Source organism: Rhodococcus sp. UYP9 (genome assembly GCF_040547235.1).
Lineage (GTDB): Bacteria > Actinomycetota > Actinomycetes > Mycobacteriales > Mycobacteriaceae > Rhodococcoides.
Genome location: NZ_JBEPPH010000010.1, coordinates 65,358 through 82,219, shown reverse-complemented (window position 1 = coordinate 82,219; position 16,862 = coordinate 65,358). Strand labels below are relative to the sequence as shown.

16 protein-coding genes are annotated in these 16,862 nt (G+C 60.7%); 5 read left to right on the top strand and 11 right to left on the bottom strand.

All coding sequences use genetic code 11. From position 1 onward, the window contains the following. Position 1: 1 nt before the first annotated feature. On the top strand, positions 2-313 hold the full coding sequence (locus ABIB36_RS21160; RefSeq protein WP_354563214.1) for a hypothetical protein: 312 nt from the start codon (positions 2-4) through the stop codon (positions 311-313). A 97-nt stretch (positions 314-410) separates the two neighbouring features. After that, complete coding sequence (locus tag ABIB36_RS21155) at positions 411-932, top strand: RNA polymerase sigma factor (RefSeq protein ID WP_354563363.1); 522 nt, start codon at positions 411-413, stop codon at positions 930-932. An 830-nt stretch (positions 933-1,762) separates the two neighbouring features. On the opposite strand, the gene ABIB36_RS21150 is transcribed toward ABIB36_RS21155, so the two are convergent. From ABIB36_RS21150 to ABIB36_RS21130, 5 genes are all read right to left on the bottom strand, one after another. Beyond that, positions 1,763-2,521, bottom strand: a complete 759-nt coding sequence (locus ABIB36_RS21150) for a DUF4839 domain-containing protein (RefSeq protein WP_354563216.1) — start codon at positions 2,519-2,521, stop codon at positions 1,763-1,765. Between the two features lie 171 nt (positions 2,522-2,692). Beyond that, on the bottom strand, positions 2,693-3,637 hold the full coding sequence (locus ABIB36_RS21145) for a DUF2637 domain-containing protein (protein ID WP_354563218.1): 945 nt from the start codon (positions 3,635-3,637) through the stop codon (positions 2,693-2,695). Between the two features lie 312 nt (positions 3,638-3,949). After that, entirely contained in the window at positions 3,950-4,126 is a 177-nt protein-coding gene (locus ABIB36_RS21140; protein ID WP_354563220.1) for a hypothetical protein, read from the bottom strand. An 84-nt stretch (positions 4,127-4,210) separates the two neighbouring features. Beyond that, entirely contained in the window at positions 4,211-4,585 is a 375-nt protein-coding gene (locus ABIB36_RS21135; protein WP_354563222.1) for a recombinase family protein, read from the bottom strand. A 439-nt stretch (positions 4,586-5,024) separates the two neighbouring features. After that, positions 5,025-5,828: a ParA family protein gene (locus ABIB36_RS21130; protein WP_032407517.1), complete on the bottom strand. Its 804-nt coding sequence runs from the start codon at positions 5,826-5,828 to the stop codon at positions 5,025-5,027. Positions 5,829-7,320: 1,492 nt separating this feature from the next. Between ABIB36_RS21130 and ABIB36_RS21125 the strand changes: the two genes are divergently transcribed. Together ABIB36_RS21125 and ABIB36_RS21120 are read left to right on the top strand one after the other, a co-directional pair. Next, positions 7,321-8,496 carry a site-specific integrase gene (locus ABIB36_RS21125; RefSeq protein ID WP_354563226.1) on the top strand — a complete coding sequence of 392 codons (1,176 nt, stop codon included), beginning with the start codon at positions 7,321-7,323 and terminating at the stop codon, positions 8,494-8,496. Positions 8,497-8,648: 152 nt separating this feature from the next. Beyond that, on the top strand, positions 8,649-9,680 hold the full coding sequence (locus ABIB36_RS21120; RefSeq protein ID WP_354563227.1) for a hypothetical protein: 1,032 nt from the start codon (positions 8,649-8,651) through the stop codon (positions 9,678-9,680). 216 nt (positions 9,681-9,896) lie between these two features. Here ABIB36_RS21120 and ABIB36_RS21115 read toward each other — a convergent pair whose 3' ends face one another. The 6 genes from ABIB36_RS21115 to ABIB36_RS21090 form a co-directional block, all read right to left on the bottom strand. After that, positions 9,897-11,678, bottom strand: a complete 1,782-nt coding sequence (locus ABIB36_RS21115) for a hypothetical protein (RefSeq protein ID WP_354563229.1) — start codon at positions 11,676-11,678, stop codon at positions 9,897-9,899. 168 nt (positions 11,679-11,846) lie between these two features. Further along, on the bottom strand, positions 11,847-12,464 hold the full coding sequence (locus tag ABIB36_RS21110; protein WP_354563231.1) for a PIN domain-containing protein: 618 nt from the start codon (positions 12,462-12,464) through the stop codon (positions 11,847-11,849). A 49-nt stretch (positions 12,465-12,513) separates the two neighbouring features. Beyond that, positions 12,514-12,972, bottom strand: coding sequence for a helix-turn-helix domain-containing protein (locus ABIB36_RS21105; protein WP_354563233.1), 459 nt, complete (start codon positions 12,970-12,972; stop codon positions 12,514-12,516). A 297-nt stretch (positions 12,973-13,269) separates the two neighbouring features. Beyond that, the gene (locus ABIB36_RS21100; RefSeq protein ID WP_354563234.1) at positions 13,270-13,773 is read right to left on the bottom strand and encodes a hypothetical protein; all 504 of its coding nucleotides are present in this window, start codon (positions 13,771-13,773) and stop codon (positions 13,270-13,272) included. A gap of 95 nt (positions 13,774-13,868) precedes the next feature. Next, positions 13,869-14,432, bottom strand: a complete 564-nt coding sequence (locus ABIB36_RS21095; protein WP_354563236.1) for a hypothetical protein — start codon at positions 14,430-14,432, stop codon at positions 13,869-13,871. A gap of 295 nt (positions 14,433-14,727) precedes the next feature. Beyond that, positions 14,728-15,210: a hypothetical protein gene (locus ABIB36_RS21090; protein WP_354563238.1), complete on the bottom strand. Its 483-nt coding sequence runs from the start codon at positions 15,208-15,210 to the stop codon at positions 14,728-14,730. Positions 15,211-15,662: 452 nt separating this feature from the next. Between ABIB36_RS21090 and ABIB36_RS21085 the strand changes: the two genes are divergently transcribed. Further along, positions 15,663-16,751 carry a hypothetical protein gene (locus ABIB36_RS21085; RefSeq protein ID WP_354563240.1) on the top strand — a complete coding sequence of 363 codons (1,089 nt, stop codon included), beginning with the start codon at positions 15,663-15,665 and terminating at the stop codon, positions 16,749-16,751. The last annotated feature ends 111 nt before the right edge of the window (positions 16,752-16,862 follow it).

Here is a 16,862-nt window from a genome sequence, read left to right as displayed (position 1 = left end):
AATGAGCGACGGTGACGAAGTAACCCTGTTCGAACTGCTCGGAGTCTCGCGCGACTCACTCCTCGAACCTCCACCCCAAAGTATCTGGGAGGATGCGATCGCATACGCGGTCGATCCGGACTCCCCCGATGCCGAGGACGGCCTGGTCCCTCACGACGGTGGTGCCGGTAGCGAGTTCGTCGAGTTCGTCGACGATGATGACAACGACTTCTACCTGTCACATCTTGTCGGCGATAGCGACGCAACGACGCTGGAAAAGGACCCCGCCGATGATGTCCCCGAGGTCGCCGTGGACGACAGCACAGACTTCTGACGCGGTTGGGATGACTGACCCGGCACACTGCCGGTTAAGATCTGGGCGATAAGAGTGGGCCACAAAGTCCGCTGGGGTGATCCGGGGGGACACGATGATCGACGATGCAGCAGTGCTTGCGTCGTGCCGCGAAGGCGACACTGCCGCATTTGCTGCACTCGTTGCCCACCACCGCAGCCATGTTTGGGCTGTCTGCCTTCAGATCACCGGCAATCGGCATGACGCCGAAGACGCATTGCAGGACACACTCCTTGCGGCATGGCGCAACCTGCACCGCTTTCGAGGCGACTCCCGATTCGGCACCTGGCTGCACCGGATAGCTGCTAACTCAGCTCTGGCCGTTATTCGCCGACGCAAGGAGACGGTCACCGCCGAGCCGGACGAACTCGAACTCATCGACGCAGCGCCGTTGTCGGCCGACCGCGTCGCGGACATCGACGCAGTCCGCCGCGCCCTCGCTACGCTCCCCGAAGACTTTCGCGTCGCGATCGTCCTGCGCGAGTTCGCCGACATGTCCTATACCGAGATTGCCGCACATCAGAACATCCCTGTTCAGACGGTGAAAAGCCGAATCAACCGCGCGAGACAACGACTGCTGACACAGCTCTCACCTACCTAGTGACGGGGTCTCGGCGGAGTCGGCCGCAGCCGACGAACACTCCGACTGCGGTGCGCGCACGGGAACGGCGTCCTGCCCCCCGGGACGAAAAGTTTTCAGCCGAAGTCGTTGTATAAAGTTTTCGGAGCCCATCGGGCCGGAGCGCCGCGGAGTCAGGGGTGGGTAAGCCGGGACCGGGTGATGCAGGCTCGGAGAAGCTAGATGTGGAAAAGAAATTCGATTCTTTTCACGGTACGGAGCGCAGCGGAGTTCGATTCTGGTGGACACCGTCAGGCGGCCGGCGCACCGCCGAGTAGGCGGGGTGCAGTGCCACGGTTCGGCCTGTTCGGGGTGGGCACCTCCCGGCGGGCAACTACAGCGGGTGATTGTTGTGCGGGAGCGACGGAGCCTGCTCACGCTCGGTATCACGGAAGCAAAATAATCAACGATGGCAGATGCTTTTAGGAGCTTGAACAGGGTTTAGTCGAGAAAGTATCGCCTGAACTATAGATACCCCGCAGTACGGGTTGTCTCGGTCATGGTGTCCACGCCATCGTTCATACCCCGCAGCCGCGCGGACGTCTCGCCTGCCTCGCCGCACAGGTTCCGACGCGAAAGCAAAGCAGTCCACGATGCGGGGCCTGGCGGGATGCTGCTGAAAGATATACAGGACGTGATGGGGTCTCCCGGTCGACGCTGTACCGCGCTTCTCCCCTCCGCCGACCGGCCTCCCTCTTCACTCAGGAACGGCTGCACGAGTTCAAATAACCCCCGTATGAGCGCTTCTCCGCTGGTGCGCTCGGGTCCTGTTCTGCGTGCGCAAGACTCTCTGATGTCGGTTTAAATTCGAGCTAACGGACGGCAGTGGCAACCGGCTCAAGGAGGAAAAGGCACGAACGCTCCTCGAAGCGATCGACCTCGGCCGTGACGCCCAGGTTCGTCCCAACGCCGATCGTGTCCGGTACCGAGCCGACAAAGTGCAGATCGCCCACGGTGTTCTCATCACGGAACTGGAAATCCGGCCCGGGCACCGCAAATGTTCCGTCGAAGTCGCCCGCGTTGATGAGGATGTCGTATCTGGTTTTCGCGCCGTCGTGAGGTCCCATCGCGACGATGTTGCCCGGGAACGAGATCGTCTGACGACGATGAGCCGCAGCGAACGCTGCGATGTCAGGTGAGCAGGTGTCAGTCAATGCGAGCACGGCCGCGAACTCCGGGTTGTTCTCAGGCGTGAGAACAACGTCATCAGGAGCCGGCGATGGGGCCGGCGCAGTTCCTGTCGCTTCCGGGGAAGGTTGCTCGCTCGGGGCAGCTACCTCACTCGACGCAGGAGCAGCGGTTTCCGCAGGGTCAGTGTCCCTTTCGCCAATAATCCCGATGGCGAAGATGACCACGAGCGCAAGCGTCAACACGCTGCCACCGACAATCCAAAGAAGTCGACGAGACCTGGGCACTGGGCGTCGGAACGTGATCTCCGTCCGGATCTTCGCGGGTACCTGAGAGACAACCTCCCAGCCTTCACCTTCCCACTTTTCGATGGTCCGCGACTCCATGCCGCGAACCGCGCGGACCGTCTTAGTCTCATACGTGATTTCGGTGTCCGTTGTCATGTCCTAAGCTCCCAGATTTACGCCGGAACGTGACCGGACTCGCGAAGAGCTTAGCGACCGACAACGGCAGTGCGGCTTGGGGTACCGAGGACGCGGTGTAACCGTGTCAGGCGAAACAAGTTGCAGCTCCTGCCAGCAGGAGTGTGCGCGTTGTATCGGCTCGCTGCTAGGTCACCGACTGGAACCCACGAAGTCGCGACCGGTTCCTATCGGGGCGTGGTCACCCTCGACGCGGAAGTCTCCGCCGATCTCCGCGTCGTCGGTGTTCTGGACGTTGCGGGGGTCGGTCGCGGGCTGCTGGTCGGCTATCGGCGGGGCGGTGGTGCTGCGTTCGCTGGCGATGTTCTGCTGTACCTGAGTCCAGGTCTTGATGTGCCGCGACACCGTCGAGGTGTGGAGCTCGAGGTGGCGAGCGATGTCGCTCAGGGACCACTCGGGGTGCGCGAGGTAGAGGTCGACACTGGTCCACACGGCGGGCTTGAGCAGGCCGTTGTCGAGGTCCTCGTCTATCCCGGCAAGACCTGACACTGCTGTGCCGCTGTGCTGTTCCGCCTCGACACGGTCGATCGGGTCCTCGGTCCCAGCTGGCGCGGTGACATCGTCAGGAGTACCGGCCGTCCCAATGCTTGTCGTGGTCCGGCGGCGGCGTGGTGCGCGTAGGACGACGGCGACGATCTCGCTCATCGTCAGGACCATCGCGGGCGCTAATGCTGCTATTGCTGCTGCGACGGCTGCGTTGAGGACCGTAGCGGTCAGCACGGCATGGTAGGCGTTGCCTGCGATGGACAGGATCGCCGAGACTGTCAGCACGGCCACGACAAGTCGCCTGCCACGTTGGGTTCCGGGGTCGGTGTGCTGGGAGAGGGCGATCCGGATGACGGCGGCGGCGAGGATCGGGCCGTCGAGGGCGACGGGGATGACCCAAGCGTCGGCCGGGTGGATGCCGGCCATGACGGCGAGATCGAGCAAGGTAGAGAAGGAGAGCTTGAACGAGGCCGCACCGACGATGATGGCGATGGCCAACCCGGTGATCAGTGCCCCGGTCAGGACGCGGGGGTGGATGTCGAGGGTGTCCTCGCTGGTGGCGTCGAGGTCGGGGGTATTAGCGTTGTTCATTGATCGCAGGTCCGTTCTGTGATCGACCGGCCCCGGCGGTGTGTCAGCACTGCCGGGGCCTTTGTGGTCGGATGGGGTACTTGGTGTGTTCACAAGCGGGCGCGACGATCCGCGAATCACTGCGCCGCTGTTGCGAGTTCGGGCGATTCGATGTCGTGCCGAAGTCGTTCCAGCGCATCGCTTTCGATGTCATCGAGGTCGATGAGCTTTCTCATTCCGCAGGAACAGGACAGCCACCGCGAGATGCTGCCCTGTCGACCACTCGGGCCGGGGGTTCGCCGAGTTCGTTGCAGGTGACCCGTCCCCGCAACGCTACTGGCGGGGCCGAGCAGGACCAGCCGCGTCGGCGGCCGCGGCGGTCCACCCGTTCACACCCACCGGGCGGCACTCGTCGTGATACACCGGCCACGACGGCTCGAGATGCGCCGGGGTATCGGAGACCCACCCGTCGCACCAGGCGCACCGGATCACTGCCCGTTCGGCGGTCATGACGTCGCCTCGGCGGAGAGGCCGAACTGGGCTCTATCGAGCCGGTCGGTGGCGTAGCGATCGGTGTGTGTAGTCATCGAGAATTCAGCTCCTGGTCGTCGTGGAACGGGGTGTGGGTGCGGTGTCTCGTTGCTCGCGCGCTCGGACGAGTGCGGCATAGACAGCGGATCGGCTCAATCCGTAGAGCTCCATGAGTTTCACGGCACCGAACTCGCCTGATTCGTAGTCCTTCAGGATGCGTTCATGTTGCAGCGCGGTGAGTTTGGGTTTGCGTCCGGTCATTCGGCCTTGCTCTTTGGCAATCGCGACGCCCTCGCGCGTGCGGGCGCGGGTGAGAGCAGCTTCGAATTCGGCCATTGCGCCGAGGACGGTGAAGAACATCTTGCTCGACGGATCGCCGGGGCTGTAGACCTGGCCGCCGTAGATCAGACGGGTGACCCAAAAGGGCTGTGCTAGCAACGCTAGCTAGCACAGCAAGCGGGCATCCTCATTCAGTAGTCCTAAATGCCCCGCTTGTCGAGGTACTCACAGAGCGCTGCGTCGGTCAAGGAAGCAATACTGATTGATCGATCCCCTGTTTCATAACGCAGCCTGTCGACGGCTCTGTTCAAACGAAGCTTGGTCGAACTCCGTACCCGCACATTGTGCTGCTCAGTGAATTTTTCCGCGCCTGGTCCTGCCGCCGGCTGCGCATTGCGCGGAGTCGATGGTTCGTTCGACGCCGGAAGAGTGGGCTCGTTTGCCGGTCTGATACCGCCAGCACTGGTCGAAACGTCGACGCTCGGCGACGCGGTTGATTCTTGCTGTGCTTCGTTCCCAACGCGCCGGGGTGAAACGGTCGGTCGCGAAGGGAGGTCTGCAGCCGGGTGGCGGCGGATGGCGGGTTCGCGTTGTGCGTTCATGCGGCAGGCTCTCCTAGGAGGTCGATAGACAGTTCTTTTAGCAGGGCGTCGTAGGCGACTTGCAGATCGATCGCCCGGCCGCCCTTGTAAGAATGGATGGGGGTGTGGCTGCTATGAGCGTCTTGGCGCGCCGCCAGCTCTGGGATCCCCGCTCTTGCAACCAATTCTCCGTATGCAGCACGCAACTCGTCCTCGCGATACTGATGCTCCGAGGTCCTTCGTTTCTTCGACAAGACGATCTTCTCAAGCTCGAGACGAGGGTTCGCACGCCGCTTGACGTTGGTGATGGTTTCCTCAACCTTGGTAATCGCTCGCACGCTGTCGATGGTCGGTTCGGTGACCGCAATGACCGAGTCGCAGGCGCAGAGGACCGCGAAAAGTAATTTCCCAAGCGACGGCGGGCAGTCGATGAAAACTGCACTGTAAGGCGACAGATCGACACCCTCAAGCGCGATATCCAACCGAAAGATCAGGTCGTTTGCGCCGTCAGCCTCAAGATTGGCGAGGCTCTGAGTCGCCGCGATCAGGTCGACCCGATCCCATTCGGTTGCTACTACCGCATCCGCTGCTGCACCCTCGCCAGTGACCGACATCAGGTCGAAGGTAGTTCGCATGTCGTCATCAACGTCGACTCCCAGACCGGTCGTCGCGTTGGCCTGAGGATCCATATCGATGACAAGGACGTGTTTGCCCTTGTCGGCCAAAGCACTCGCCAATCCGAGTGTTGTCGCTGTCTTCCCAACCCCACCCTTCTGGTTGCATATTGCGAACTTCCTGGGTTGCTTCGACGACGTCGACATTGGAATTCGCGTTCCTTTCTCTGTTCGAGGATCAAGGCCAACGAACTCTTCTCCGAGGAAAACTGCGTTGGCTCGCACCCTGGACCTGTGCCCTGCAAGCCTTCTGGCTCGCTACGCTATAACCAATTGCTTCGTGTGCTGCGTTAACACGCGGAGCGAAGCTTGCGACGAGCGCTCTGCTTGCTTGCGTAGCTCGGTTCGCTTATCTCGCACTGTTTGCACGCCACGCTGCGATACCTAACATATCTAGCCAAGTGTCACTAGCTAAGCAAGAAACGCGTGCTACACGCGCAACGCTCACTTGCTTCGCTATCGACGCTTGTGTAGCACCCGCATCGAGCACAACACGCCTACCAAGCCTTGGTCCGCTAGCTATGTCAGCTACGTTAGCTTACTTCGCTTTGCTCTGCTCGCTTCGTGTCATTCGCTAGCTCTGCTAGCTATCATTGCACTCATACTTCTCTTATTTACGGCAAATAGAACACGCACGGAGCGAGGCTGGTTAACCACCCGTCTGAACGCAGGTACACATCGCGTGCAACCGCCCTCAGCAGGGTAAATAGCAATGCTAGCTTGCCTAGCATTGCTATACCGAAACCCAAAAGGGCCCGTGGAGCGCTGGCGTTGCAGAGCCTTGCAACACCTTGCCCCACAGTGCATCAGACGAATGTCGACAGACCCTCGGGGGCGGCGGACTGGATTCAGAGGCGACTCACCTGCGACGGACTGCGTCAGGCAGCAACACCGGCAAGCAATGATCGCAAGCGGTGATCACGTACGGATCGGATGCTTGTTCAACCCGTGCGAAATCATGACCGACGAGTACGCCTCTAGCGTTGCTAGCGTGGATAGCTATTGTCACTAGCGTTGGCATCCAACACGACAAATCGATCGGTCGTCCCACACCATGATGACTGACGGGATGTCGTGCAACTCGTCGGCTGCAACCGACTCGGCCTGCGGCGAGTTCAGCGTCGAGGATGGGAAGTTGACGTTGGCGGTGTAGACAAGCGCCCTCGGCACCATTTTTGAAGGTGCGCGACGTGCGTCAGGCCGACACCCAAGACACGAGCGCTGCCGCCGCGACGCTGTTCCTGTCTAGGTTGGAGGAACTGTCGGAACCACAACTGCGCCCGAATGCAACCAATCATTCGGTGGAATACCGAGGTAAACGGTCAGCCCCACGGCCACAAGGAAATCCCACCGTCCGAGCCCGCTAATCCAGATGCGGAACTCCCGGTAATTGTTCCACCGGGGGAGGCAACAACCGCAAAGATTGCCTGGTGCGGCCGCGGGCCAGATCAGCTGGGGGTCTACTACGGCGGCTCTTTCAAGTTGAGCAGCAGGGAAATACTTACCGCATTCCTTGTCACCCGTAGTTCTATGGACTACGCCAACGTAAATTGCATTTTCCGCACCATCGTCAACAAAACAGCAGCTCAGCACAGTTTTGCTCCGCAGTCTTGTCGGTGACCTGCGTTAGGCTGCCCCTATGGACTTTCGACCAGGGCGTGTACCTGCCGCGCGCAGTGCCGCGGGCACCTCCGAGGGCGGAAGATCGGTGGCGATCGAGCCGGAGATCCCGCCTGCCGTCGCAAAGCGGATAGCGGCCGCCGTGCAATCCTCCCGCTCCGAGGGGACTCGAAAGACGTACGCGGCCGCATGGAGACGGTTCACCAGGTGGTGCGAGACGAATGGTCACGTGACGTTGCCGGCGCACCCGATCACGGTCGCCGCCTACCTCGTCGACGCGGCCGACACCCGGAACGAAACAGGAGAGCGGGCCTATGCCGTCGCCACCTTCGGTACCTGGATCGCCGCGATCAACCACCAGCACCGCACCACCGGCCACCTGTCGCCATCCGCACACGAGCTGGTCGCCGCGACCCTGTCCGGGATCCGACGGGAGTACGCCGCTGCGGGGGACCGGCCCCGCACATCGCGGGACCCACTGCTCGTTGACGACATCAAACTCCTCGTGTCAACAGCACGACAACGCTGTCGAGGCTGGGCCGACGAGGTCCTCGAACGCCGCGACTCCGCGATCCTGCTGCTGGGCTTCGCCGGCGCGTACCGCCGTAGCGAACTTTCAGAGATGGTGTGCGGGGACATTGCGGTGCATCGGCTCGACGGACTGCACATCCGGCTGCGGAAGTCGAAGACCGACCAGGAGGGCAGGGGAGCGGTGAAAGCTCTGCCGTACTCCGCCTCTCACGAGACCTGCCCTCCCTGCGCGTACGTCCGCTGGGCACAGGTCGTCGCCGCATTCGATGCCGGCGGCCGGCCGTCGGTGATCCGGCTGCTCCGTAAGGGCGAACCGTTCGAAGCGCATGTGTGCCGCGGGGGAGTACCACGCACCGCCGCCCGGGCGCCGCTGCTCCGCGCAATCGCAAAGAACGGCAACCTCGGTGCCACGCCGCTATCCGGAGCCGCGATCCACCAGACCATCCGGCGGCGGGCCGAACAGGTTGGCTATGACCCCACCGCCCTAAACAAGCTAGGCGGACACTCGCTGCGCGCTGGGTTCGTCACCCAGGGCACCCGCAACGGCTCTGACGGATCGGCCATCGCTCGGCAGACCGGCCATGCCAGCCTCGACTCCGTCGAGGTGTACCGCCGCGAACACGCGCCCCTCGTCGGCAACGCCGTCACTGAAATCGGGCTTTAGTAGATAACTGTGGCCCTCGCACGACGCTCTTAGTCCTAAGGTTTTCGGGGCTTATCCGCAGATTCACCCCAGCACCCAGGCGCAGCCTGATCTCGCGGATAAAGTTGGTGTTTGCCTGAACGGATCATGGAATGGAACAGAGGGGCGCCGCGATGGACCCGAGGCTAGCCGATGTGGACCCTGCCGAGTTGTTTACTCGTTTGTCCGAGAAGTTGACAACAGTCGACGCGATGCACCGGACACTCAAGCGGGCGCAGCGGGGCAAGGAGCTGTACACGTGGGCGCTCAACCCTCAATACGCGGACCCGAATAGCAGCCTGGCAGCCGATGACGGGGAGTTCATGAACGAGTACACGGGCGATATGGTTAGTGCGACAGCCCTGTTTCCGATCATGAATGCTATCGACTGCCTCTGCGCGACAGCAGAATTGATCGAGTGGCGACCAAAGTCGCGGAGCAGTCACGCAACGTCGATCCTTGCCCAGTGTCGTACCGCGATTGAGTCGGCATCGACGACGATATGGCTACTGTCCGACCGTGATCGTCAGATGCGCCGCGGTTTAAGCGTGCGGTTCACCACCTCGGAGTTGAACGCTCAGCGTTCTTATCACAAATCGACCAACAAGAGGTTCGACAGCGACCCCGATCATGCTGATACGCAACCGTACAAGGACTTTGCGGAGCACGTTCGGCTGTTCGACAACCGTGTGACGATGCTGCGACGGGGCGAGAACATCACACCCAAAGCATCCGTACGAACCAGCGACGGGGTCGTGCGGTTCGCGGCGAAGTGGTTGGACAACCATCCGCCCGCCCACGCGGCCGAGGGCGAGCCGTACGGCCGCAAAGCGTTCGGGTTCGAAGACACGGCATCTGAGTTCTACTTGACTAGTTCTGCCGTCATGCACGGGCTCAAATGGCCGCTGGATTACATGCCCAGCGGCGAACTGGACATGTCGCGCCTGATCGTGGACGGGGTCAGCGTCGCTGTCGGGATGGCAGAATGCGCCGTCGCTTTATTCGAGGTACACGCGCAGCAGCGAACACCCAGAACACAACGAAAACCGTTGTATCCGGATCGCCTTCGGCCGACCATCAAACGGTGGGCTCGATATTTCTACGAGCCGGTACATCCATCTGTCAATCCGGCGTTGCTGGCTCTGCCCGGCTCACCGAAGACTTAGCCATAGTTGCGCCGCCCGTCAGTTAGACCAATGCGGCCGCAGGTGAGCGGCTCGCCTTCCGGCTTCGGGGTGAGTGCGGCGGTGCGGATACTGCTGCAACGGCCAGACCGGAGAGAACGTGTCCACGGTTCCCGATACCGCACATTTGATATCGACACTCCGCCAGTCCTCTGGCTAACTTCGATGCGGGACGATCGCGCGTACTGCGTTTGCGGCTCATTGAGACCTGCCGACGGCCAGCCGAACAGCAATAGCAGTGGTGAGTTTCGACCGCGCAGCAAACATTCTGCTAGGGATGGGTCGCTGTATCCCCGCAGCGTCCAACACCTCTTGCAGGCTGGACGGCGGTCTTCCCGTAATGGTGCGAGTCATCGCCTCACGTCGCCAGTGTGAGATCAGTTCCAGAACATCTCGCGACTCAGAACTGTTCCACTCTGCTATCCCTTCCAACAGCTCAAGATCCTGCAACCGGATTACGGTTGGCGAGTAAATTTTCTGCGTACGCGCTAGGTCTTCGAAGATGCCTCTGGATCGTTGGATCAGATCGCCTTCCGTGATTCCGAGGTTGGGAACCCCGTTGACCGGCACGACCACGATTGGCACGAACACTGTACGTTCTGTGGCTCCAAAGTCTGATCGGGAGCGGAGTTGGCGGATCGTCTTCGCGATCTGATCGCACTTCTTGAGTAGGGACTCCTTCGCATCCTGCTCGTACTGCTCGATCGTCCCCAGGCCCTGAGCGAATTTGAAGTTCAAGTGATGATTGGTTGCGTCCATCACCAGATACAATCCATCTCGCGACGGCACGACGAAGTCGCACACCGACGGTTTTTCACCTCGCTCGATCCATGCTGCTTGCATCTCGTTCTCGTGAACGATGCGCTGCATCGACGTGCTCGAAGCGATGATGGATTCGAGCACGTCTGCCACTGCTCTTTCGAACATGTCGTTCATTGCCAAGCTGAACGACTCTGCAACAGAACCAGGTAAGGGCTCACCCAGACGGAAGAAGGTTTGCCAGTACAGCTGGGCACCGAAGAAGCGGTCGATCGCCCATTGGTAGCGGAGCAGGCGGACGTTTCCGTTGTCGAGCGCCACGAACGGTCGTTCTGTGAGTGTGTACCGCTGATCTGCGACCGCGCCTCGAGCACGGTCCTTAGCAAGACGTTTCTTGAACTGTTTTAGGGGTAGTGCCATTTCGTCGAACAGCAGATCGACTGCGCCTTCAGTCGCTCCGGCTGCCACCAGCTCTTCTCTGGTGTACTCGTTCTGACCTCGGCGCGCTCCGTCGGCGACGATGGTGCCCAGTACGAGAACGTCGATGAGTTCGACCCCGTTGGCTTCCCGAAAGCAGTCTGCCGGCGATGCACCGAGTCGTGGATCTGTGACGCGCTCAGGCCATGGCGAGAACCACATGTTTTGCGTATCAGCTTGCAGCACTTCCAATTTCAGAGGGGCGTTACCCTGGAAGTTAGCGATCTCATCGAGCGCAATCTGGGCCATCAGGTCGATGCTCTGCTCAAGATTCATGCCCAGGACTCTCCGAGCTATTCGCGCTTCGGCGTCCGGTGTGAGCGTCCCGTCCTCGCTGAACTCATTGCGATCGTGTTCGGTGTTGATTGACATGATCAGCCGCAGGACTGTTTCGAGTTGGATCGGGTCAGCATCTGGATAGGACACGGAATTTTCGAGCGCCTCACGTATCAGCTGTGTCAGCGATCGGGGCGGTACCAAACGGCCGTTGGTTCTGGTTTTGGCCGAAACCGTTGCAGACCATGGTTGCTCGGCTTCACGGAGTAGTGCACGTTCGATATCACCTTGAGACCAGTCCGTCGTCGTCGCCACGTCCAAGCGTGACTGGATCGAGGCGAGCAACTCAACTGTCACGCTTCCGTCGTAATTGCCGAGGGTCGTTCGGCGCTCTGCTTCTCCAACGACATCAATCCCTGCGTGCGCGCACACGATTGGGTGAACTTGGAGCCGGAGTTCCTGCTCCATGAAGGCGCGTTCGTGCGGAGTCAGGAGGTCATTGCTGCGCTGGGACGGAATCGCACTTCGACGTCGGGGAGGGCGGTTCTGGTTACGTCGACCAGGCTTGCGGCTCAATTGGTGCTCCTCGGAATCTTCGGTGACGGAGATCGGTACCGAGTTCACCAATTTTGGCACCTACTGCACGGCGAACGACAAGTCGCTCTCTCTGATGTGACGCAGGACTCGTTCAGCGAACTGGGGAGCCTGAGCTTTTTCCAAACGTTTGGGAAGGGTGGGGTGTTCGTCGTTCGGACTTGCGTTCTTGCGTCTGAGCCAGTGCGCGAACTGGTATTCGAGCACTTCTGCCACAATCGCGGGCGATGAGTCGTCTACCAGGATGAAGAATTCGTCGGCGGTGTAAACCTCGTAGGGAAGATCGTCCGCGAACCGGACGTCTTTGACGTTCTGACTCAAAATGATGTCGACGTCTCCGTGTACAGCTGCCGCATGCAGGTGTGCGTCTTCGTTGTCGCGGTATTCGAGCGTTGGGTCGATTTCAAAGCCGGAGATCATGCCCTCTGGAACGTTGTCGATCAGCTTGCGTCGTACGTCTGTCAGTTGCGCGTCCGAGGCGAAAGGAACTTTCTTCCTGCGGTGGTAGGCGTATTCGGTGACGACGTCTTCGGTCCACTTGATGTCGTACATCGTGCCCCGAGGGTGCCACGACAGAAGGAAAGTCCAATCGCGAAGCGTCCTAGAGAGCAGGATATTTGCGTCCACCAGGACGCTCATCCCCCCTGTGCTCATACTCATGACGGGAATCGTACAAGTCGAGAAGCGGGGTTCCTTTCAACGCGCAAACTCAGTCTTCGTCGAGACCCAATTCGTCTTCGAGATCCCGTACTGCTTCGAACGCCGCGAGACGGGACCGGCGCTGCGCTTCCTTGTACGACATGACATCGTCGCTCTTGAGGCGTGTGTGGGACCCCACCTTGTGGCCCTCGATCGCGCCCTGCGCTATGAGCTTCATCAAAGTTGGGCGAGAGATACCGAGCAACTTGGCCGCCGCAGTCGTCGTGAGCTCATCGGGGACTGTTCCAACAGTCACGGTTCCTCCGCGGCTGACCACTTCCAACACCTGTCGCATGATCGCGACCAGGTCCGACGGCATGGCCGTTCCTTGGCTCCCGTCACTGTCGCCTGCCACGACGATTGCGCCGTGGATTGTCGGCGCGGATTGAGTGAACTGCCGCGCTTGTTCGACTTCATGCTGATTGAGGGAGAGAACCGTCCGGTCGTCGCGGGTCAGTAACGTGCTCATTCGACTCGGTCCTTCCTGTTTCTCTTCGACTTCGTTTGGCGTCGCCTGATGATAACTACTTTTCACTTATAAGTGCAACAGCATTATGGTTATGTTCCCAGGAGGTCGTCTCACAGCATGCCCGACCTGCCGTGGCCGGCCGTAAGCCCGCTTCGCTCTTACGGGCGCCAGTGGGTCATGGTTCGCGCGTTTCAGTCGAGCAACCAGCTGCTACGAGAGTTACGCAGCTGGACAGGCGCCAGTTTCTGGAAAAGTCTGGTGAGGACCCCCTGAAGAGTTTCGCTCCCTTGATGTTGGCTACGTGGCCGGGTCCCGCTGACTGCCTGGTGTCCCGAGTGCAGAGCTCCATAAGATCCGTGATGTCACCTCGACGTTTGGCGTGGGAGGCACATAGATGATGGGCGGATCGATCATCTCCGCATCGTGGGCATACCGGTCCTGGTCTGCGGCCCACTCGGCAGACAAGTCGAAATCGATGGTTCCGCCGGGTCCTATTCTGGTAGCGGTCTGTCGATGTGGCCGATCGCGGCCGGGATCGTTAGCATGTAGGACGACCTCCACGTTGTGGGCAACGTCGATGCCGATGTTCTTGACCCTCCATGTGGGTTCCTCCGGCTCGTTGCTCGCCCAACCGCCAGACCACGCGACGTCACGACGCTCCCGATCACGGGCATCGATTTCCTTCACGCGGATGTCAGCCGAGCGCGCTCGATATGCGCCCCAGATCCCCAGGGAGCCGCCGATGAGACCCCCGGTAGCGCCGATCAAGCCGCCCAGAGGTGCCACCCAGTCCCAGCTCATGATCTCAACCATAAGACGCGCTCAGGCGTGCGCTAAAACGAACAACCCGCCTCACGCGAGTAGCGAACGGTGCACCCACGGTCATTGCCAGCCCACTAAGTTGAGGTTGAACAGATCTGATGACGGAAGCGGATGTCCGTCGAAGACGTTGCGTCCTCGGTGAATTCATTCAGCGACCTGAACAGCGCGAGACTGGCATCGTTGTTGATATCGACCGAGCATTCCACCGTGCAGGCATCGGTATCCATGGTGGGCAAAACGCTGAGGACAGCGTGCATGGTGCGGCGTCCGAACCCCTCTTCACGACGACCAGGTGCCACTGCACAGATCACCCCCAACGAGGCCGGGCCGTCGACATCTGGGATGTGTGCAGTGCGACCCACCATCAGCGTGCGCCCCGCCAACCTCCGACGTACTTCGCCGCCAACGAAGGAGACGGGGTCGAGACCGTCGTATCCAATCCAGGCGTAGCTTCCCAATCGCAAAGTGTGGCCGCCGTCGCTTGCACTTCCGACAGTGTCGAGTCCTCCTGCGAAACGTGCGAACTCAAACTCACTCATCCACTGTCTAACCTGCAGCGTCTGATACCACTGAGCCACTACAGACAGATCAGCCGCACCAGCATGGGCACGTTCAACTCGAAAAGCATCACCAGTCACAACGCGAGACGATAAAGCATCGGCGAGCAGTCGCAGAGCTTACGAGCATTGAAGCAGACCAGAACGTCAACATTCCTTGACGGTGCGGTAACTCGTGTTTTGGTAATTGATGACCGAAGCAGGGCCAACTACCGGCTAAACCAGCAGGAACGACCACTGGGTCGGATGCGAAAGAAGTCCGGTCGGGAGTTTGGTCCGCACCGGGTTAGTTCAGTCATCCCGCCCTGACTGACCGCGCGGCGGTGCCTGTTCGTGGTTGGCTTCGTCCAGTGGCCCAGGGGTGGCGCGCCGGAAACTATAGCGCGTCGACGATTCCCTTCACCTTCTGTCCGTCGCTCGGTGACAGTCCCTCATTGATTTGCACGAAGATCAAGGCTGGCTCCGATCCGTAGCGGTGAGGGCCGGCCAGGAAAGCGGCATCCTCGTAGCTCTGCACGGTCTTTTGGTATAGGTCGACTTCATCGAATGCCATGACCGCACCACCTTCACCGGGAACGGATGGAAGATCGAAGTCGTAGACCTCGGTCGCCGCCAGAGCCAGTCCATTTCCCTCACCGCGAACACAGTTCGCGCCGATCCCGGCTTCTTCGATCTGCGCACACACGCTTTCAGCTGTGCTGGCTGCTGCTGCCGGAACCGGCTGCGAGGCCTCCGTCGATGTAGCAGTTGCCGTCACCGTAGATGCGACGCTGTCTTCGGATGAGTCGGATGAACAACCCGTCACGACGAGAAGTACACCGACTGCGGTAACAGTAGCTGCGGCTTTCAAGCGGTTCATATCTGTCCATTCTGTTCGATCAGGCACTATTTGCTGCGTAGGTGAATCTTTTGGCTCGGTGGGGCGAGCAAGAAGCCCGAACCAGTCTCCGGTACGTCGTGGGCGGTTGTGCACCCCGAGCCACCGGCAGTCGGTCAGTTAAACGGCGCTGCTGAGGTCTCACGGCGAAGACTTTCATATACCGGTTCCGGAAGCGGTGATGTGGGCACCGCGACGTGCATCTGCAGTGCCGCCCCGCGCGTTACTGCGCTGCAACGTGATTAACCCAGCGACGTGCAAGTTCTCGCTGAGTTAATCCATTCGAATGACGCGTCGGTGTGCGCTCCAAGCCTCGATCCACCGACTGTCCCATCGGCCCGGTGTCGCGTTGTAGTGCGTCGAAGTCCTGTGGCTCTCGCCGTCGATCAACATCGGCGACGGTCAACTGATCAGCAGGGCTCATGGTGGGGCCAGTGGCGACATCATTGGACGGTGTCAAGACTTCTCGACGGACACCTCGAGAAGTCGATCCGGAGCTGTCGGCCCAAGCCGGTACCGTCGCACAGATGGCAAGACAGGGCACCGCGGTGAGCGGGTATCGCTACGAGTGGGGGCTGTTCGCCGACTGGTGCGCCGCCGGCGACGTCGAGCCACTACCCGCGACGCTAATCACGTTGGCGGAGTTTCTCGATGAGAACCCTGCCGGCGAGACGGTGCAGTTGCGGCGGGTCTCTGCTATTAACCACGTCCACCTCGATGCCGGCCTCCCCGCGCCGGGGCGCGCGACTTCGCTCCGGTTGGCATTGAACTCTGCCCGCAGCGCGAGAACGATCCGACGTGCCGTGCAGTATCAGGCGATCGCGGCCGGACTGCCGACCGTTGGATCGACGGCTGCATTGTTCGGACGCCGTGACGCCGTACTTCTTCTCTTGGCCGGAGCGGGTTTGTCGCACAGAGCGATTGCATCACTCGACCGCGGCGACATCACCATCGACGGTGAAAGTGTCTGGATCGGCGGCCACCACCGTGTTCGCATCGATCCCCACGACGTCACCGACTTCAGGCCAGTAGAGGTGTGGGAGCGGTGGCATACGATCCTGCAGTTCTCCGACCGCTACCCATCGACAACTCTGCTCGCAGAGCATCTGCAGGACAACACGTTTCCCGAGATGTATGGGTGGCCGATCCGATCGGGCCCGATCGCGGTCCCGATCGATCGGTGGGGACACATGCCCCTACCCGTCGCCGCGATGACTGCCGCCGAGATCGGATCGGTAATTGCCATGCATCGCGCCGGGAACACACCGCTACACAACTCGCGCCGCCATCGCGTCGTCCCCTCGCAGAATCGCGTGGACACCGAACAGCTCCAGGTCTTCGGCCCTACCGAGTTGGAGCGCTCTTTGGAACTCGATTCCGGGTACTACCGCTCAGGCGTCGATGCACGACACCGCGCACATACCGCTTTGGCCAGCGTTCCCGACATGTTCGACGACGTCGAGGTCCGTATCGAAGTGCTCCTGCAGCGCACACTTGACCTACTCGATAGCGAGACACCTTGACACACCTGAGTGTCCGCGCAAGCCCGCATGGAGGCAGCAGCACCACAAACGCATCGTCAAGAAAGGTTGACGGTCACCGGATCTTGAGAAGCGAACGAGCACCACATTCGT